Source organism: Bordetella sp. 2513F2, from assembly GCF_054642735.1.
Genome location: NZ_CM137755.1, coordinates 3,298,636 through 3,314,393 on the forward strand (window position 1 = coordinate 3,298,636; position 15,758 = coordinate 3,314,393).

At 69.8% G+C, this 15,758-nt stretch carries 21 protein-coding genes; 7 read left to right on the forward strand and 14 right to left on the reverse strand.

Features of this window, described 5'->3' with window-relative positions; genetic code table 11:
- Positions 1 to 174: 174 nt before the first annotated feature.
- From ACYBYQ_RS15585 to ACYBYQ_RS15615, 7 genes are all read right to left on the reverse strand, one after another.
- A complete protein-coding gene (locus ACYBYQ_RS15585; protein ID WP_459615198.1) occupies positions 175 to 1,008 on the reverse strand; it encodes an IclR family transcriptional regulator in 834 nt (277 codons plus the stop codon).
- A gap of 112 nt (positions 1,009 to 1,120) precedes the next feature.
- The gene (locus ACYBYQ_RS15590) at positions 1,121 to 2,164 is read right to left on the reverse strand and encodes an L-threonylcarbamoyladenylate synthase (RefSeq protein WP_459615199.1); all 1,044 of its coding nucleotides are present in this window, start codon (positions 2,162 to 2,164) and stop codon (positions 1,121 to 1,123) included.
- A 63-nt stretch (positions 2,165 to 2,227) separates the two neighbouring features.
- Positions 2,228 to 3,415 (reverse strand): 5-(carboxyamino)imidazole ribonucleotide synthase, encoded by a 1,188-nt coding sequence (locus tag ACYBYQ_RS15595; RefSeq protein ID WP_459615200.1) that lies wholly within the window; start codon positions 3,413 to 3,415, stop codon positions 2,228 to 2,230.
- A 1-nt stretch (position 3,416) separates the two neighbouring features.
- Entirely contained in the window at positions 3,417 to 3,926 is a 510-nt protein-coding gene (gene purE / locus ACYBYQ_RS15600; protein WP_459615201.1) for a 5-(carboxyamino)imidazole ribonucleotide mutase, read from the reverse strand.
- Positions 3,927 to 4,019: 93 nt separating this feature from the next.
- On the reverse strand, positions 4,020 to 4,577 hold the full coding sequence (locus ACYBYQ_RS15605) for a disulfide bond formation protein B (RefSeq protein WP_459615202.1): 558 nt from the start codon (positions 4,575 to 4,577) through the stop codon (positions 4,020 to 4,022).
- 10 nt (positions 4,578 to 4,587) lie between these two features.
- On the reverse strand, positions 4,588 to 4,746 hold the full coding sequence (locus ACYBYQ_RS15610; protein ID WP_459615203.1) for a DUF5993 family protein: 159 nt from the start codon (positions 4,744 to 4,746) through the stop codon (positions 4,588 to 4,590).
- Positions 4,747 to 4,898: 152 nt separating this feature from the next.
- Positions 4,899 to 5,780 carry a phosphoribosylaminoimidazolesuccinocarboxamide synthase gene (locus ACYBYQ_RS15615; RefSeq protein WP_459615205.1) on the reverse strand — a complete coding sequence of 294 codons (882 nt, stop codon included), beginning with the start codon at positions 5,778 to 5,780 and terminating at the stop codon, positions 4,899 to 4,901.
- A 110-nt stretch (positions 5,781 to 5,890) separates the two neighbouring features.
- On the opposite strand from ACYBYQ_RS15615, the gene ACYBYQ_RS15620 reads away from it, so the two are divergent.
- Positions 5,891 to 6,325, forward strand: a complete 435-nt coding sequence (locus ACYBYQ_RS15620) for a GFA family protein (protein ID WP_459615206.1) — start codon at positions 5,891 to 5,893, stop codon at positions 6,323 to 6,325.
- Between the two features lie 4 nt (positions 6,326 to 6,329).
- Here the strand turns inward: ACYBYQ_RS15620 and fba are convergent, their stop codons facing one another.
- Positions 6,330 to 7,394 (reverse strand): class II fructose-bisphosphate aldolase, encoded by a 1,065-nt coding sequence (gene fba, locus ACYBYQ_RS15625; RefSeq protein ID WP_459615207.1) that lies wholly within the window; start codon positions 7,392 to 7,394, stop codon positions 6,330 to 6,332.
- Positions 7,395 to 7,575: 181 nt separating this feature from the next.
- Between fba and ACYBYQ_RS15630 the strand changes: the two genes are divergently transcribed.
- From ACYBYQ_RS15630 to ACYBYQ_RS15640, 3 genes are all read left to right on the forward strand, one after another.
- Positions 7,576 to 7,992 carry a GFA family protein gene (locus ACYBYQ_RS15630; protein ID WP_459615208.1) on the forward strand — a complete coding sequence of 139 codons (417 nt, stop codon included), beginning with the start codon at positions 7,576 to 7,578 and terminating at the stop codon, positions 7,990 to 7,992.
- Between the two features lie 399 nt (positions 7,993 to 8,391).
- Positions 8,392 to 8,655 (forward strand): translation initiation factor IF-1, encoded by a 264-nt coding sequence (gene infA, locus ACYBYQ_RS15635; protein WP_459615209.1) that lies wholly within the window; start codon positions 8,392 to 8,394, stop codon positions 8,653 to 8,655.
- A 95-nt stretch (positions 8,656 to 8,750) separates the two neighbouring features.
- Entirely contained in the window at positions 8,751 to 9,041 is a 291-nt protein-coding gene (locus ACYBYQ_RS15640) for a hypothetical protein (protein WP_459615210.1), read from the forward strand.
- Between the two features lie 9 nt (positions 9,042 to 9,050).
- On the opposite strand, the gene ACYBYQ_RS15645 is transcribed toward ACYBYQ_RS15640, so the two are convergent.
- The 3 genes from ACYBYQ_RS15645 to mog are packed head-to-tail and all read right to left on the reverse strand — an operon-like array spanning position 9,051 to position 10,958.
- Complete coding sequence (locus tag ACYBYQ_RS15645; protein WP_459615211.1) at positions 9,051 to 9,923, reverse strand: peptidoglycan DD-metalloendopeptidase family protein; 873 nt, start codon at positions 9,921 to 9,923, stop codon at positions 9,051 to 9,053.
- Complete coding sequence (locus ACYBYQ_RS15650) at positions 9,923 to 10,261, reverse strand: hypothetical protein (protein WP_459615212.1); 339 nt, start codon at positions 10,259 to 10,261, stop codon at positions 9,923 to 9,925. The genes ACYBYQ_RS15645 and ACYBYQ_RS15650 overlap by 1 nt, the downstream gene beginning before the upstream one ends.
- Before the next feature lie 43 nt (positions 10,262 to 10,304).
- Entirely contained in the window at positions 10,305 to 10,958 is a 654-nt protein-coding gene (gene mog, locus ACYBYQ_RS15655; RefSeq protein ID WP_459615213.1) for a molybdopterin adenylyltransferase, read from the reverse strand.
- A gap of 153 nt (positions 10,959 to 11,111) precedes the next feature.
- Here mog and ACYBYQ_RS15660 point away from each other — a divergent pair, with 153 nt between their 5' ends.
- Positions 11,112 to 12,587 (forward strand): inorganic phosphate transporter, encoded by a 1,476-nt coding sequence (locus tag ACYBYQ_RS15660; protein ID WP_459615215.1) that lies wholly within the window; start codon positions 11,112 to 11,114, stop codon positions 12,585 to 12,587.
- Between the two features lie 17 nt (positions 12,588 to 12,604).
- Here the strand turns inward: ACYBYQ_RS15660 and ACYBYQ_RS15665 are convergent, their stop codons facing one another.
- The 3 genes from ACYBYQ_RS15665 to ACYBYQ_RS15675 all read right to left on the reverse strand — a co-directional run bounded on the left by ACYBYQ_RS15665 (position 12,605) and on the right by ACYBYQ_RS15675 (position 14,658).
- Positions 12,605 to 12,949: an AzlD domain-containing protein gene (locus tag ACYBYQ_RS15665; protein ID WP_459615217.1), complete on the reverse strand. Its 345-nt coding sequence runs from the start codon at positions 12,947 to 12,949 to the stop codon at positions 12,605 to 12,607.
- Entirely contained in the window at positions 12,946 to 13,665 is a 720-nt protein-coding gene (locus ACYBYQ_RS15670) for an AzlC family ABC transporter permease (RefSeq protein WP_459615218.1), read from the reverse strand. The genes ACYBYQ_RS15665 and ACYBYQ_RS15670 overlap by 4 nt, the downstream gene beginning before the upstream one ends.
- A gap of 63 nt (positions 13,666 to 13,728) precedes the next feature.
- Positions 13,729 to 14,658, reverse strand: a complete 930-nt coding sequence (locus ACYBYQ_RS15675) for a DnaJ C-terminal domain-containing protein (RefSeq protein ID WP_459615219.1) — start codon at positions 14,656 to 14,658, stop codon at positions 13,729 to 13,731.
- 180 nt (positions 14,659 to 14,838) lie between these two features.
- Between ACYBYQ_RS15675 and ACYBYQ_RS15680 the strand changes: the two genes are divergently transcribed.
- Together ACYBYQ_RS15680 and ACYBYQ_RS15685 are read left to right on the forward strand one after the other, a co-directional pair.
- Positions 14,839 to 15,318: a GNAT family N-acetyltransferase gene (locus ACYBYQ_RS15680; protein ID WP_459615220.1), complete on the forward strand. Its 480-nt coding sequence runs from the start codon at positions 14,839 to 14,841 to the stop codon at positions 15,316 to 15,318.
- Between the two features lie 50 nt (positions 15,319 to 15,368).
- Complete coding sequence (locus ACYBYQ_RS15685; protein ID WP_459615221.1) at positions 15,369 to 15,698, forward strand: DHCW motif cupin fold protein; 330 nt, start codon at positions 15,369 to 15,371, stop codon at positions 15,696 to 15,698.
- Positions 15,699 to 15,758 lie beyond the last annotated feature (60 nt).

The window sequence follows — 15,758 nt, forward strand, 5'->3', positions numbered from 1 at the left end:
AGATGAAATCTGGATGATGGTATCGACAGACGATACGATCGTGTTGTTATTAGATTAACAAGTGCCACACCGTTCGGATAAGTAGGGAAATCCCCTTATGCCGATAAATAATCCCGATTAAATAAGTATGGAATCAACCCGCCTGGACGCGCCGGAGCGCGTGCCGCCGACTTGCTAGCCGGCCGGCGCCGGCGCGGCCATGGCGTAGAACGGATGGGCGCGGCCTATGGTGCGCGAGGCACTGATCGCATGCGCGGTCTCGAGCACCTGCGGGCCGAACACGGCCTGCGCCTCGTCGAAACTCCAGCGGCTGGACGGCACCGAGACGTTGACCGCCCCCACCGGCGTGCCGCCCGAATCCAGGATGGGCGCGCTCACGGTGATGTCGCCGGGATAGAACTCGCCATCGGAGCGGGCATAGCCGTGGTGACGCGCAAACGCCAGCTCTTCCATGAGCTGCGCCATGCCGGTGATGGTCGTGGCCGTATAGGCCCTGCGCTCGCAGCGCTCCAGCAGGCCGCGCGCCACCTCCTCGGGCAGGCGCGACAGCACGGCCCGGCCGGCCGCCGTGCAGTACAGCGGCAGCCGCATGCCCACGGGCATGTGCACGAACATCTGCTTGTGCGTGGCGAAGCGCGCCACGTAGACCATGTCGGTGCCGTCGGGCTCGGCCAGGCTGCAGGTCTCCTGGCTGGTCCGGTTGAGCGAGTGCAGGAACGGGTTGCCCCCCAGCACCACGGGGCTGGTCTGGGCATAACGCATGCCCAGTTCCAGCGACAGCGGTGCCAGCGAGAATTTCTTGTTGACCGGATCCTTGCGCAGGTAGCCCAGCGTCCAGAGCGTGTGGGCGAACCGCTGCACGGCGCTCTTGGTGAGCCCGGTGGCCTCGGCCAGTTCCGGCAGCGTCATGGCGGGACGCCCTTCCTTGAAGGCCGTCAGCAGCGAGATCCCGCGCGCAAGCGCGGCAACGAACAGCGGCGAGTCTTCATGGGAGGCAACGGACGGCATGGCGCGAACGGATCGGGACGAAGGATCGCGTAGCGTACAACGAACCGACCGTATCGCCTATCGATGTTTGCCCTTCCCCTCGCCCGCCCGCGGCGGCACAGGGCCTGTGCCCCTATTCGCCGGGCTCGAAAGCGGCCGCGGCACGGCCGATGCGGTCGTTCACGGCATCCCATTCCGGCGTGCGCGGCGGCGCCTGCACCAGGATGCGGTCATAGCCCTGGCGGTCGAGTTCGCGCAGCGTGGCATACAGGGCCTGCGCGTAGCGCGCCGGCTCGGCCGGCACGGGATGCAGCTGCAGCCGGCCGCCAACCGCGTCGGCCAGGGGCGGCGCCTGGTACGCCACCAGGGCGCTGCGTCCGGCCGGCAGTCCGCGCCCGAGCGCGAGATCGGCCAGGCGCCCCGGTCCGACCAGGGCCAGGGGCGTGCGCGGCGCATAGTGGGCCTTGAGCGTGCCGGAGGCGCGCGGCGCCGCCGCATCGGGCAGGCCCACCGGCTCGCCCAGCACGGCTTCGAGCTTGGCCTGGGTGACATGCCCGGGGCGCAGCAGCACCGGCCCCACGCCCTGATCCAGGCGCGACAGGTCGACGATGGTCGATTCGATGCCGACCTCGGCATCGCCGCCGTCGAGCACCGGCATGCCCTGCGCCACCTCGTGGGGGAACTCGGCGCGCACGTGCGCGGCACGCGTGGGAGAAACCTGCCCGAACTTGTTGGCCGATGGCGCCGCCACGCCGCCCTGCCCGCCCGGCTTGCCGGCAGCAAAGGCGCGCAGCAGGGCCTGGGCCACCGGATGCGCGGGGCAGCGCAGCCCGATGCTGTCCTGCCCGCCGCTCACCGCGGCGCAGACATGCGGCGCACGCTTGAGGATGAGCGTGAGCGGCCCGGGCCAGAATGCTTCCATCAGGCGCCGGGCCTGCGCTGGCACTTGCGCCGCCCAATACGCCAGGTCGGCCTCGGGAGCCACGTGCACGATGACCGGATGGTTGGCGGGCCGGCCCTTGGCGGCGTAGATGCGCGCAACCGCCTCCGGGCTCTCGGCATCGGCGCCCAGGCCATACACCGTCTCGGTGGGAAAGGCCACCAGCCCGCCGTCCAGCAGCCTGCGGGCCGCGGCCTGTATGGCTGCGGGATCGGCGGCGGAATCAGGGTGCGTCATGGTGCAGGAGCCGGGCAATCAGGAGCTGGGAAATCAGCGGTTGGAAAGTCAGGTGCTGGAAAGTCAGGGACTCGGCATGCCCAGGATACGCGCCACGCGGCCGGCGGCGTCCTGCGCCTCGGCCAGGGTCTGGCCGACGAGGGTGATATGGCCCATCTTGCGGCCGGCGCGCGCTTCGCGCTTGCCGTACAGATGCAGCTTCGCTTCGGGCGCCGCCGCCAGCGCCGCGGCCCAGTCGGGCTCGACGGCGCCGCCGCCGGGCTGCGGGAACCAGAGGTCGCCAAGGATGTTGAGCATGATGGCGGGCGCCAGCTGCCGCGTGCTGCCCAGCGGCAGTCCGGCCATCACGCGCGCCTGCTGCTCGAACTGGCTGCTGACGCAGGCGTCGATGGTGTAGTGGCCGCTGTTGTGCGGACGCGGCGCGATCTCATTGACGACGAGCCTGCCGTCCTGCAGCACGAAGAATTCCACGCACAACACGCCGTGGTAGTCCAAGCCGCGGGCGATGGCGCGCGCCGCCCGGGTGGCGTCGTCCTGGCGGCGCGCCGCATCGGGATCGGCCGCGTCGGCCACCGTGGAAACGGCCAGGATGCCGTCGCGGTGCACGTTGCGCGCCACGGGGAACACCACGTCGGCGCCGTCGAAGCCGCGCGCCAGCACCACCGAGATCTCGTAGGCCAGCGGCATCAAGGCCTCCAGCACGCAGGGCACGCCGCCGAATGCGGCATAGGCCTGCAGCGCCTCTGCGCGCGTGGCCACGCGCGCCTGGCCCTTGCCGTCATAGCCGAGGCGGGCGGCCTTGAGGATGCCCGGGAACAGGCTGTCGGGCGCGCCGTGCAGGTCGGCCTCGGCCAGCACCGGCACGTTGGGCGCCACGTCGATGCCTTGGGCCGACACATGGGCCTTCTCGGCATTGCGGTCCTGCGCCACGGCCACGGCATCGCCCGAAGGGCTCACGCGGCAGCGCGCAGCCAGCATGCGCAGGCTGTCGGCCGGCACGTTCTCGAATTCGGTGCTGACCGCGGGGCACAGTTCGGCCAGTGCCGCCAGGCCGGCGGGATCGTCGTAGGCGGCCCGGATGTGGCGGTCGGCCACCACGCCGGCGGGGCATTCGGCGGCCGGATCCAGCACGGCCACGCGATAGCCCAGGCTCTGGGCCGCGTGGCAGAACATGCGGCCGAGCTGGCCGCCGCCCAGCATGCCCAGCCACGAGCCGGGAGGAAGAGGAAGCGGGGAGTGGGAAGCGCTCATGTCAGGCAGCGGGAGGAACTTGCATGTTGCGGGCGGTTTCGGTCTGCCGGGCGCGGAACGCCACCAGCTTCTGGTGCAGGGCCGCGTCGGTGGTGGCCAGGGTGGCGATGGCGTGCAGCGCGGCATTGGCCGCGCCGGCCTCGCCGATGGCGAAAGTGGCCACCGGCACGCCCTTGGGCATCTGCACGATGGACAGCAGCGAATCCTCGCCGCGCAGGTAGCGCGACGGCACCGGCACGCCGAACACCGGCACTTCGGTCAGGGCGGCCATCATGCCCGGCAGGTGGGCCGCGCCGCCCGCGCCGGCGATGATGGCGCGCAGGCCCCGGGCGTGCGCCGCGGCGCCGTAGTCGGCCATGTCCTGGGGCATGCGATGCGCGGAGATGACGCGCGCCTCGTGCGGCACGCCGAACTCCTCGAGCATCGCCACGGCGTGCTTCATGATGTCCCAGTCGCTGGAAGAACCCATGATCACGCCGATGAGGGGCGTGGCGGTGGTGTCGGTCGTCATAGGAAGGAAGGGAGGCGGTTGGCGCGGGAGGCTGCGTCTGCCCGCAAAGCCGCCTATTTTACCCGCCGCCGCGGGCGCCCTACCGGGCGGCCCCTATGCGCCTTGCCGGGCAGCGTGCGCGTGCGCCAGCGGGTCGGGCCGGCAGGCGCCGTCGCGGCATGCCAGGGTGGCCGCCACCGCGTTGGCCAGCACGGTCACGGCGAACAGGGCCACCACGGCGACGGCCGGCCACGCCAGCGGTTTCCTGAGGGCGTTGTCGCCCCATTTGCGATCCAGCGCCAGCATCAGCACGGCGAAGCACAGCAGCGCGGCGTAGGCGGCGAAGGCCCAGGTATCGAAGCGCCATCCGGCCAGCGTGCCGGCCATGTCCGGCCCGGGCATGAGGATGCGCCAGCCCGCCAGCACCAGCCCGGCCATGGCCGCGGCGATGACCATGGCATAGTGCAGCGGCGAAGGCCCCAGCCGGACGTTGAGCAGCAGCCCTATGCCGGCCAGGACGAAGGCGGCGCGCTGCATCAGGCACAAGGGGCACACCGGCGCGCCCGTGGCCAGCTGCCACCCCAGCGTGAATGCCAGGATGCCGGCCACCCACAGCAGCACCAGCGTGTTGAGCACGCGCGAGCCGCGGCCGGGATTGCGCAGGAATATCATGGCGCACCCGTCATAGTGCAAGCGACGGCACGCCGTGCATGTGCCGGGAGGCGCCGGCGGCGAGTACGGCCAGGGTGGCGACCCACAACATGAAGCACGCGGACCGCTTGCCCTGAAAGCCGCACCAGGCGGCCAGCGCCCCGGTGAGAAACGGCAGCATCAATACCATGGACCGGCTCCGTGATTGCATCGGTGAGCCAGTATAGGTAACAAAGCGAAATATATGCAACACATCCGTGACGAGAGACCCGTCACGGACGCCGCCGCCCCGGACGCCGCCGGCCGGGCCGGCCCGTATTGCGCCCGGGTTGCGCCCGATCTTCAGCCCTTCAGGCGCTCCAGCGCTTCCCGGTACTTGGCCGCGGTCTGCTCGAGCACCGACTGCGGCAGGCGCGGGGCGGGCGGGGTCTTGTCCCAGGGCTGCGTCTCGAGCCAGTCGCGCACGAACTGCTTGTCGAAGGACGGCGGGCTGATGCCGGGACGGTAGCCGTCCGCGGGCCAGAAACGCGAGGAGTCGGGCGTGAGCACCTCGTCCATCAGGCACAGGTTGCCGGCGTCGTCGAGCCCGAACTCGAACTTGGTGTCGGCGATGATGATGCCCTGGGTGGCCGCATAGGCGGCCGCCTCGGTGTAGAGCCGCAGCGTGACGTCGCGGATGCGCTCGGCCATGTCGCGGCCGACTTCCTTCACGACGTGCTCGAAATCCACGTTCTCGTCGTGCATGCCGAACTCGGCCTTGGCAGCCGGCGTGAACAGGGGCTCGGGCAGGCGACTGGCCTGCTGCAGGCCGGGCGGCAGCGCGATGCCGCACACCGAGCCGCTGGCCTGATAGTCTTTCCAGCCGGAGCCGATCAGGTAGCCGCGCGCCACCGCTTCCACCAGGATGGGCTTGAGCCGCCTGACCACCATGGCACGGCCGCGCACCTGCTCGACCTCGTCGGGTGCGACCACGTCTTCGGGCCGGATGCCGGTGGCGTGGTTGGGCAGCACGTGGGCGAGCTTCTCCAGCCAGAACTCCGTGAGTTCGGTGAGGACCTGGCCCTTGCCGGGAATCGGATCGTCGAGGATCACATCGAAGGCGGAAATGCGGTCGGAAGCAACGATGAGCAGCTTGTCGTCGCCCACGGCGTACATGTCGCGCACCTTGCCGCGTCCCAGCAGCGGCAAGGACTTGATGCTGGATTGGTGCAAAGCAGAAGTCACGGATCGGCCCATGGCAAAGAAGACGGCCGCGCAGGACGCGGCCAAAGCGCATAGATTACTGCAAATGGACCCCAGAGTCGGTCCGCCACCCCCCAATTCCAGGAGCCACCATGTCCGATACGTCCCGCCCGCAAACCCGAGTCCTCAGCGGCGGCTGCCGCTGCGGCGCCATCCGCTACGTGCTGGAAGGCGCCCCGCTGACCGCGGCCACCTGCCACTGCCGGGATTGCCAGTACCTGAGCGGCGGCGCGCCCGCCCATGCGCTGATCTATGCGCAGGACGCGCTGCGCCTGCTGCACGGCAATCCGCGCGAATATCGCTATGAAGGCAGTTCCGGACACGGCGTGATGCGCAGCTTCTGCGGCGACTGCGGCACGCCGCTGTTCGGCGGCTCGGAAGGCCAGGGATATGTGATCGTGCGGGCCGGGTCGCTGGACGACCCGGAACATTTCCGCACGCAGGTGAGCCTGTGGACGGCCTCGGCGCCGTCCTGGCACAGCGTGGATGCGGAAGCGCCGCGCCACGCGCGCAACGCTCCCGCCTGAGGGCTTACTGCACCACCTGGGCCAGTTGGCCGGCGGCGTAGCGCTGCGCCATTTCCGACAGGGGCACCGCCTTGATCTTGCTGGCGTTGCCCGCCGTGCCGAATTGCTGGTAGCGCTGCACGCAGATGCCCTTGGCCGCCAGGCGGGCCGGCTTGAGGTATTCGCGCGGATCGAACTTGGACGGGTTCTCGGCGAAGAAGCGGCGGATGGCGCCGGTCATGGCCAGACGGATGTCGGTGTCGATGTTGACCTTGCGCACGCCGTACTTGATGGCTTCCTGGATTTCCTCGACGGGCACGCCGTAGGTTTCCTTCATGTCGCCGCCGAACTCGCGGATCTCGGCCAGCAGATCCTGGGGCACGCTGGAGCTGCCATGCATCACCAGATGGGTGTTGGGCAGGCGGGCGTGGATTTCCTTGATGCGCTTGATCGAGAGGATGTCGCCGGTGGGCTTGCGCGTGAACTTGTAGGCGCCATGGCTGGTGCCGATGGCGATGGCCAGGGCGTCGAGCTGGGTCTGGGCGACGAAGTCGGCAGCCTGCTCGGGATCGGTGAGCAGCTGTTCCATGGTCATGGTGCCTTCGGCGCCGTGGCCGTCTTCCTTGTCGCCCTTCATGGTCTCGAGCGAGCCCAGGCAGCCCAGCTCGCCCTCGACGGTGACGCCCACCTTGTGGGCCATCTCGACCACCTTGCGCGTGACCTCGACGTTGTAGTCGTAGTCGGCGATGGTCTTGCCGTCTTCCTTCAGCGAACCGTCCATCATGACGCTGGAGAAGCCCAGATCGATGGCGCCCTGGCACACCGTGGGCGACTGGCCGTGATCCTGGTGCATGACCACCGGGATGTGCGGATAGGACTCGACCGCGGCCTGGATCAGGTGCTTGAGGAAGCCCTCGCCCGCATATTTGCGCGCGCCAGCCGAAGCCTGCATGATCACCGGGCTGTCGGTTTCGGCGGCAGCCTCCATGATGGCCTGGACCTGCTCCAGGTTGTTGACGTTGAAGGCGGGAATGCCGTAACCGTGCTCGGCGGCATGGTCGAGCAACTGACGCATCGAAACTAGGGCCATGGGATGACCTCCTGGTACTGTTATTGAAATGATGAATACCTGCTGAACAGCCGGATTTTACGAGGGAATCACCGAAAGGTCTTGTGAGCATGCGTTGCAGATGGCGACGCCGCGCGCTGCGGTTAAGATTCGCACGTGAAGGCAAGACCCGATTCAACCGATCGCCATTCCGGAACCCGACATGCTCCATGGATCCTGCCTGTGCGGACGCGTGGCCTACGAGATCGACGGCCCGCTCTTCCATGCCCTCAATTGCCATTGCACCATGTGCCGCAAGGCCCATGGCGCGGCATTCCGCACGCGCGCCACGGTGCTCGCCCGCGATTTCCGCTGGGCCCGCGGCGAGGAGCACATCACCTGGTACTCTTCCTCGCCCGGCCATTACCGCGGATTCTGCGGCGCCTGCGGCACGCCGCTGCTCACGCGCTTCGACCAGACTCCCAGCGTCTATGGCCTGCCGCTGGGCCCGCTGGACGACGACCCCGGCATCAAGCCGGATCGCCACGTGCACGTGGCCGACAAGGCGCCATGGTTCGACATCTCCGACGCCTTGCCGCAATACCTGGGCGGACGCGACCCCGAGGCTGGTCAAACTTGACATAACGCGCTAGAATGGATGTTGGCTTTTGCATCACCCAGCGCTTTTGCATCACCCAGCATCCGGTATCTGCCCAAACCCGGTGCCAGCCCCGGTACCCAATCCCGGGCCGCCGTGCGACAACGGAGGCTTTCACCGGGAGGCTTCCATCGGGTGGCTTCCACCGCTTCTTCCGGCGGGGCCTGCCAGCCCTGTCGCGACCAAGCCGCGCCCCAAGCGCACCTTACCCTCCGGCATGAGTTCCTGCCCCAGGGCCTGTCAACCCTAACCGCCCGCTGCGGGGATCGTGGCCGTACCCGTGCCTGCCCGGACGAATTTCGTCTGCAGGCGCCACGCCTGCCCCGGAACGAGACGGCAAGACCGCTCGCGGCGGATCCGCGTAACGACCAAGGAGTCAATATGGCGAAAGAAGAGCTGATCGAACTGAACGGCGTCGTGGACGAAGTGCTGCCCGACAGCCGCTATCGCGTCCGTCTGGACAACGGCGTCGAAGTCGGCGCCTATGCGTCCGGCCGCATGCGCAAGCACCGCATCCGCATCCTGGCCGGTGACCGCGTCACCCTGGAAATGTCGCCCTACGACCTGACCAAGGGTCGCATCAACTTCCGGCACAAAGACGAGCGCGGCGCCCCGCCCCCGCGCAGCCCCCAGCACCGGCGCTGAGGCGCCCGGGGTGCGGGCGACCCGCAGCGAACCCGGCTGCCGGGTGCCGTAAACTGTGCAGTCGTGCGCGGCACATCGCGCCTGAGACGGCTGCAATGTCAGACACCCCCGAAGCACTGCGAGAAGCCGCGGACCGCCTGGCCCGCGCAAGACGCGAATACGAACGAGGCGAAACCGGACTGAAGCTGCTGCGCCAGTCCCGGACTGCCTTCGTCCACAGCCTGCGCAACACAGGACTGTCGCATGCGCAGGCCTGCCTCAAGTACGACAATTGCATGGAAGAACAGCTGCGCCTGCACCAACAGGCCGCGGCTGCGCTGCAGTATGCCGAGCGGCAATACCGCGCGCTGTGCGCGCAGGCCGGCACGCCGGCCCAGCCCGCCTGAGTTGCGGCATCAGGGCGTGTAGGCTCCGATGAATATCGCGGGATCGACCCGCGCGTCATTCAGGCTGACGTTCCAGTGCAGATGCGGGCCGGTGGCGCGGCCCGTGGCGCCGACCCGGCCGATCGGCCCGCCGCGCGGCACCTCGTCGCCCACGCGCACGTCGATGCGCGACAGATGGCAGAACATGCTGATGAAGCCCTGCCCATGGTCGAGGAACACCGTCTTGCCGTTGAAGAAGTAATCCCCCACCAGCACCACGCGTCCGGCGGCAGGCGCCGATACCGGCGTGCCTGCCGGCACCGCGAAGTCCAGCCCCGAATGCGGATTGCGCTCCTGGCCGTTGAAGAAGCGGCGCAGCCCGAACGGGCTGGACAGCCTGCCGCCCGCCACGGGACGATCGAGCAGCACGTTGCTGGGCACGACGCCCTCGCGATAGGCGGCGTAGGCGCGCATCTGCTCGGCGAGTTCGCGCTCGATGCGCCGCAGGTCTGCCGGATCGGGCGTGACCTGCCGCTTGTTCTTCAGGGTGATGTGCTGCGCGGCGTAGGTCTTGTGGGCCACGTCGAACGGCACGTGGCGCTCGCCGGCGGCGTCGCGTACGCGCAGGTGCTCGGTGCCGGGCTGGGTGGCGAGCGGGATGCCCACCACGGCCGCCCACGCGCCGGTGTCGTCGCGCAGCACCATGGTGCGATGCTCGCCATACCACGCCTGCGGCATCGTCGCCGATTGCCCCAGCGGCACCACCGCCACGCCGCCGGGCACGCGCGCATCGAGCTTGCGGGCGATATAGCTGGCCTGCTGCGCAGGCGCGCGGCGCGCGGCCGGCGCCAGGACGGCCAGCAAGCCCGCCTGCAGCAGGCGGCGTCTGGCGCGCGAGCCCATTACATGCACAGGTTGGCCGACTCGATCAGGGGCTGGCCGCGCGAAGGCAGGCGCGTGTAGAGCTTGACGTCGGTCTGGCCCCGCCACGTGATGACGTCGAGCACCGCCTCCACGCTGATGCTGCTGCTGGCCGACACGCGGTAGCCATCCTGGATGGGGGTGCGCTCGACCTGCTGCCCCTGGCCCTCCCAGGCCGCCGCCACGCAATTGCTGTAGTCGGCGGCATTGCGGGCCGAAGAGCCGAAGAAGGTGGGATCGCGGCTGGCGATGTCGTCGACGCTGGCGCAGCCGGCCAGGGCCAGGCCGAGAACGAGGGCGGCGGGAAGACGGATTTTCATTGTTTTGACGGGACTCCGGGCAGAGGAAGCAAGGCTGCCCAAACTATACCGCAGGCCTTCTTCCCTGCGCGCGCGGCGGCCGCTGCGCCGACTTGGGGCGGAACGCGCGCACCACGTTTTCGTGTGTCTCGATGTAGGGCCCGCCGATCAGGTCGATGCAATAGGGTACGGCGACAAAGATGCCGGGCACCTGCACCGCGCCGTCGGGGCCGCGCAGGCCTTCGAGGGTCTCGCGGATGGCCTTGGGCTGCCCGGGAAGATTGATGATGAGCGCGGCATGGCCGGACGGTATTTCGCGCAGCACGGCCACCTGGCGCGACAGGATGGCGGTGGGCACGAAGCGCAGGCTAATCTGACGCATCTGCTCGCCGAAGCCCGGCATCTCGCGGCTGGCCACCGCCAGCGTGGCCTCGGGCGTGACGTCGCGGCGCGCCGGGCCGGTTCCGCCCGTGGTGAAGACCAGGTCGCAGCCGCACTCGTCCACCAGTTCCACCAGGGCGGCCGAGATGCGGCCGGCATCGTCGGGCACCAGGCGCTCGGCGGCCTGCCACGGGCTGGCAAGCGCGCCGTCCAGCCAGGCGCGCAGCGAGGGGATGCCCTCGTCCTGGTAGACGCCCGAGGAGGCGCGATCGGAAACGGAAACCAGGCCGACGATGAGTTCGTCGGGGCTGCGGCGGGCGATGGAGGCTGCGGACATGGCAAAGGGAACGAAAAATGCGGGAGGAAGAGGCAGCGGACGCCGGCGCGGCGGCCGTGCGCCCTTCCCGATGCTACCTCATGCGCGGGCAGGCGGAATGCTGTCATGAATCTGCAATAATTCCACTCCGCACCCCTCCTCTTCCCTCTCCGCATGTTTTCGCTTTTCTCCGGTCTGGACTTCTGGGTGGGCGCCAGCCTGGTCCTCGCGCTGGCCTTCGTCCTGGCATTCGAGTTCATCAACGGCTTCCACGACACCGCCAACGCCGTGGCCACGGTGATCTACACCAAGGCCATGCCGCCGCACCTCGCGGTGCTGCTGTCGGGCATATTCAATTTCCTGGGCGTGCTGCTGGGCGGGGTGGGCGTGGCGTATGCCATCGTGCACCTGCTGCCCGTGGAACTCCTGATCAATGTGGACACGGGCCGCGGCCTGGCCATGGTGTTCGCCATGCTCACGGCCGCCATCGTCTGGAACCTGGGCACCTGGTATTTCGGCATCCCGGCCTCGAGCTCGCACACCCTGATAGGTTCCATCCTCGGCGTGGGCCTGGCCAACTCGCTGCTCACCGACGTGCCGCTGTCCGAGGGCGTGAACTGGGGCAAGGCGGCCGACATCGGCATGTCGCTGGTGGCCTCCCCGCTGGCGGGCTTTGCGGTGGCGGGCGTGCTCCTGCTGGGGCTGCGCCGCTGGCGGCCGCAGTCCAAGATGCACAAGACGCCGGAGCAGCGCCGTGCGCTCGACGCCAAGAAGCACCCGCCCTTCTGGAATCGCCTGGTGCTGGTGCTTTCCGCCATGGGCGTGAGCTTCGTGCACGGCTCCAACGACGGCCAGAAAGGCATAGGGCTGATCATGCTGGTGCTGATCGGCATCGTGCCGGCCAAATTCGTGCTCGACGCCACCGCCACGCCCTACCAGATCGACCGCACGCGTGACGCGGCCGCCCACATGGCGACGTTCTACGAGCGCAATGCGGCCGCGCTGGAGCCGCACATGGCCCTGTCGCGCCAATCCGCCACGCAGGACCTGCCCGCCGCGTTCCGCTGCGAGCCGCAGCTCACGCTGGCCACGATCGGGGCCCTGCAGCGCGACCTGCAGGGCGTGGCCAGCTATGACGACCTGGCGCCGTCACGGCGGGTGGCCGTGCGGCGCTACCTGCTGTGCCTGGACGACACGGCCAAGCGCGTGTCGGTGCTTGAAGCGCTGCCGGCCCGCGAGCGCGAAGACCTGCATCGCCTGCGCCGCGACCTCACCGCCACGACCGAGTACGCCCCGCTGTGGGTCATCGTGGCCGTGGCACTGGCGCTGGGCATCGGCACCATGGTGGGCTGGCGGCGCGTGGTCACGACCGTGGGCGAGAAGATCGGCCGGCAGGGCATGACATATGCGCAGGGCATGTCCGCGCAGATCACGGCGGTGGGCGCGATCGGGCTGGCCAATGTGTTCAGCCTGCCGGTATCGACCACGCACGTGCTGTCTTCGGGCGTGGCCGGCACCATGGTGGCCAGCGGCAGCGGGGTGCAGGGCGGCACCGTCCGCACCATCCTGCTGGCCTGGGTGTTCACGCTGCCCATCGCCATGCTGCTGTCGGCCCTGCTGTACTGGCTGGGCCTGGCGCTCGCCGCCTGAGGCCGCGCCGGCCGCCGCTACGCGCCGGCGAGCCAGCGCAGCAACGCATAGGCCGCCAGGCCGGCCAGCACCGCCGCACCGGTATTGCGCCACCTGCGCGCCACGCCCGCCGTCGCGGCGAGGCCCGCCAGGTAGGCGGCCAGGCGCCGCGCATCCGTGCCGGCGGCGATCACGTCCGGCACGATCACCGCCGCAGCAATGCCGGCCAGCAGGGCCGGCCCCAGCACGGCCAGCGCCTTGCCCTGCGCCAGCCGCTGCAGTCGCGGGCTGCGGGCCGACAGCAGGAAGGGCAGGGCCCGCGTCAGATAGGTGACGCCGGCCATCGCCGCCACGGCGCTCCAGAATGACAGGGAGTCGGTCATGGGCGCCGCTCCCGCCAGAAATGCGCCGCGCAGCCCGCCGCGGCACCGAGGATGATGGCAGCCGTGGCATGGCCTGCGGCCGCCACCGCGCCGCCGCAGGCCAGCGCCAGCCCGATGGGCAGCCAGAGGCCGCGCCGGCCGCTCTGGCACACCAGCGCCACGAAGAGCGCAGGCAGCGCGAAGCGCATCACCTCGGCCAGCATGGGGTAGCGCTGCTCCAGCCCGCCGCCGGCATAGACGCCCACGGCAGTGCCGGCGATCCAGGTGCACCAGGCCCCCAGGCCGAGGGCCGTCATCCAGGCCTGCCGCCGCGGGCCGGGCACGGCTTCGAGACGATGCAGGGCCGTGGCGAACACCTCGTCGGTCAGCAGGAACGCCAGGCCCAGGCGGGCGGACAAGGCCTCGGGCAGGAAGCGCGACAGCAGCGGGCCATACAGCAGGTGCCGGGCATTGAGCAGCGAGCACAGGGCCACGACGCCGAGCCAGGGGGTTCCCGCCTTGATGGCCGCCAGCAGCAGGAACTGGCTGGCGCCGGCATAAACCAGCACCGACACGCCGATGACCTGCAGCGGCGCGAGGCCCAGGGCCGCGCCGGCGATGCCGAAGGCCATGGCCACGGGAAAATAGCCGATCATCACGGGCAGGCAGGCCTGCAGGCCGTCGCGCCATGCGCGGGGCGCCGCAACCTGCCGCTCGCCGGCGACTCTGCTGTCCACCTCTCCCCCTCATGCTGGATTGCAACCGGGCCGATAGTGTAGCGGCGCCGCGCCGCGCGCCCCTCAGCCGCGCGGATCGCGCAGCCCCTGCCGCGGATCGAAAGCCAGTTCGCGGGCCATGCGCTGGTACGCCTGTCGCGCCTGCGGCGTGTCCGCCGGGGGCAGCACGACGTCCAGCACCAGATACAGGTCCCCGGGCGGCTTGCCCGGTATGCCGCGGCCCTTGAGGCGCAGCTTGCGGCCATTGCGCGAGCCCGCGGGAATGGCGAGCTCCACCGGGCCGGCCGGGGTGGGCGCCTGCACTGTCGCGCCCAGCGCCGCTTCCCAGGGGGCCACCGGCAGCGTCAGGTACAGGTCGGCGCCCTCGGCGCGGTACAGGCGGTGCGGCCGGAAGCGGACTTCCAGGTAGAGATCGCCGCTGGGCGCGCCGCCCTGCCCCGGCATGCCCTGGCCGGCCAGGCGTATGCGCTGGCCTTCGCGTACGCCGGCCGGGATGCGCACGCTGAGCGTGCGGGTGCGCACCTGCGGCGCGCCCTGCGCATCGGCCACCAGGGCGCGCAGCGAAATGTCGCGGACGGCGCCGTGCAGCGCATCCTCGAGGTCGATCTCGATGGTGGCCTGGTGGTCTTCGCCGCGCTCGCGGTAGGCTCCCCATTGCCCGAATTGTCCGCCGAACAGGGAAGAAAAGAATTCGCTGAACTGCCGGTCGGCCCCGCTGCCGCGGAACTCGAAGCCCTGGTCCCAGCCCGGCGGCGGCTGGAACCCGCCGTCATCGGACACGCCGGCGGCGAGCCTGTCGTAGGCGGCCCGCTTCTCCGGGTCGCCCAGCACGGCATAGGCCTCGTTCACGTCGCGCATGCGCGCCTCGGCGTCGGACTCCTTGCTGACGTCGGGGTGGTAGCGGCGGGCGAGCCTGCGGTAGGCGCGACGGATCTCGTCGTCGGAAGCGGTGTTCGCCACGCCCAATATGCCGTAGTAATCCTTGAATTCCATGGTCGGGCTCCGTAGCGCGGCGGGCCGCGCGGCGCGACGCCGCTCGGCCCCTCCTGCCCATGAGGATGGGGACGATCGCGGCGCTTTTCAATCGCGCCGGCCCGGCCGGCGGCGGGCCGGGCCGGCCGGTTCTATACTCCACCGGGTTTGCCGGCGCGCCGGCCCGCACAGGACAGCAAGGTGGTAGAGATCATCGACGCAGATTTCACGCATCCGGAGCATGGCGCCGCCGTGGTGGCCCTGCTGGACGAATACGCCCGCGACCCCATGGGCGGCGGCGCGCCGCTGTCGGCCCGGGCGCGCGACGGCCTGCTGCCCGAGCTGGCCCGCCGGCCCTGGGCGCACGCGCTGCTCGCGCGCGTGGACGGCCGGCCCGCGGGCCTGGCCATTTACTTCGAGGGTTTTTCCACCTTTGCCTGCAAGCCGCTCCTGAACCTGCACGACTTCATGGTGGCCGGCGCCTTCCGCCGCCGCGGCGTGGCCCAGGCGCTGCTCGCCGCGCTGGAGGCGCGCGCCCGGCAGCTGGGGTGCTGCAAACTGACGCTGGAAGTGCTGGAAGGCAATGCCTCCGCCCAGGCGCTCTACCGCAAGGCCGGCTTCGAGGGCTACCAGCTCGCCGAAGCCACGGGGCGCGCCATGTTCTGGCAGAAGAAGCTCTAGGATCCAGTCTGCGGGGCCGATTCCATGTCTTTCCTTCCACCGAGATTCCCATGAACATGCACGACATCCCCTTCGGCACCACCGACTGGTCCGAAGTAGAACGCACCGAGCACCCCGGCGAGACCGGCAAGGCCTACTGGCGCACCCGCCACTTCGGCAACATCCGCGTGCGCATGGTGGAGTACACGCCCGGCTACCTGGCCGACCACTGGTGCAGCAAGGGCCACATCCTGTTCTGCCTGGACGGCGAGCTGCATACCGAGCTCGAAGACGGCCGCCGCTACGTGCTCGGCCCGGGCATGAGCTACCAGGTGGCCGACGGCGCGGAGCCGCATCGCTCCTCCACCCTCACGGGCGCGCGCCTCTTCATCGTCGACTGACGCCGGCCTGCGGGTGGTGTCCGCGCCCGGCCAATTGCGTTACCCTTTTTCCTACACCGC

Excerpts from the sequence above, each read along its gene's own strand:
- ACYBYQ_RS15585 (WP_459615198.1), bottom strand. The coding sequence starts at position 1,008 with ATGCCGTCCGTTGCCTCCCATGAAGACTCGCCGCTGTTCGTTGCCGCG.
- infA (WP_459615209.1), top strand. The coding sequence starts at position 8,392 with ATGGCGAAAGAAGAGCTGATCGAACTGAACGGCGTCGTGGACGAAGTG.
- ACYBYQ_RS15685 (WP_459615221.1), top strand. The coding sequence starts at position 15,369 with ATGAACATGCACGACATCCCCTTCGGCACCACCGACTGGTCCGAAGTA.
- fba (WP_459615207.1), bottom strand. The coding sequence starts at position 7,394 with ATGGCCCTAGTTTCGATGCGTCAGTTGCTCGACCATGCCGCCGAGCAC.
- purE (WP_459615201.1), bottom strand. The coding sequence starts at position 3,926 with ATGACGACCGACACCACCGCCACGCCCCTCATCGGCGTGATCATGGGT.
- ACYBYQ_RS15595 (WP_459615200.1), bottom strand. The coding sequence starts at position 3,415 with ATGAGCGCTTCCCACTCCCCGCTTCCTCTTCCTCCCGGCTCGTGGCTG.
- ACYBYQ_RS15675 (WP_459615219.1), bottom strand. The coding sequence starts at position 14,658 with ATGGAATTCAAGGATTACTACGGCATATTGGGCGTGGCGAACACCGCT.
- ACYBYQ_RS15660 (WP_459615215.1), top strand. The coding sequence starts at position 11,112 with ATGTTTTCGCTTTTCTCCGGTCTGGACTTCTGGGTGGGCGCCAGCCTG.
- ACYBYQ_RS15650 (WP_459615212.1), bottom strand. The coding sequence starts at position 10,261 with ATGAAAATCCGTCTTCCCGCCGCCCTCGTTCTCGGCCTGGCCCTGGCC.
- ACYBYQ_RS15640 (WP_459615210.1), top strand. The coding sequence starts at position 8,751 with ATGTCAGACACCCCCGAAGCACTGCGAGAAGCCGCGGACCGCCTGGCC.
- ACYBYQ_RS15620 (WP_459615206.1), top strand. The coding sequence starts at position 5,891 with ATGTCCGATACGTCCCGCCCGCAAACCCGAGTCCTCAGCGGCGGCTGC.
- ACYBYQ_RS15605 (WP_459615202.1), bottom strand. The coding sequence starts at position 4,577 with ATGATATTCCTGCGCAATCCCGGCCGCGGCTCGCGCGTGCTCAACACG.
- mog (WP_459615213.1), bottom strand. The coding sequence starts at position 10,958 with ATGTCCGCAGCCTCCATCGCCCGCCGCAGCCCCGACGAACTCATCGTC.
- ACYBYQ_RS15665 (WP_459615217.1), bottom strand. The coding sequence starts at position 12,949 with ATGACCGACTCCCTGTCATTCTGGAGCGCCGTGGCGGCGATGGCCGGC.
- ACYBYQ_RS15590 (WP_459615199.1), bottom strand. The coding sequence starts at position 2,164 with ATGACGCACCCTGATTCCGCCGCCGATCCCGCAGCCATACAGGCCGCG.
- ACYBYQ_RS15645 (WP_459615211.1), bottom strand. The coding sequence starts at position 9,923 with ATGGGCTCGCGCGCCAGACGCCGCCTGCTGCAGGCGGGCTTGCTGGCC.
- ACYBYQ_RS15610 (WP_459615203.1), bottom strand. The coding sequence starts at position 4,746 with ATGGTATTGATGCTGCCGTTTCTCACCGGGGCGCTGGCCGCCTGGTGC.
- ACYBYQ_RS15630 (WP_459615208.1), top strand. The coding sequence starts at position 7,576 with ATGCTCCATGGATCCTGCCTGTGCGGACGCGTGGCCTACGAGATCGAC.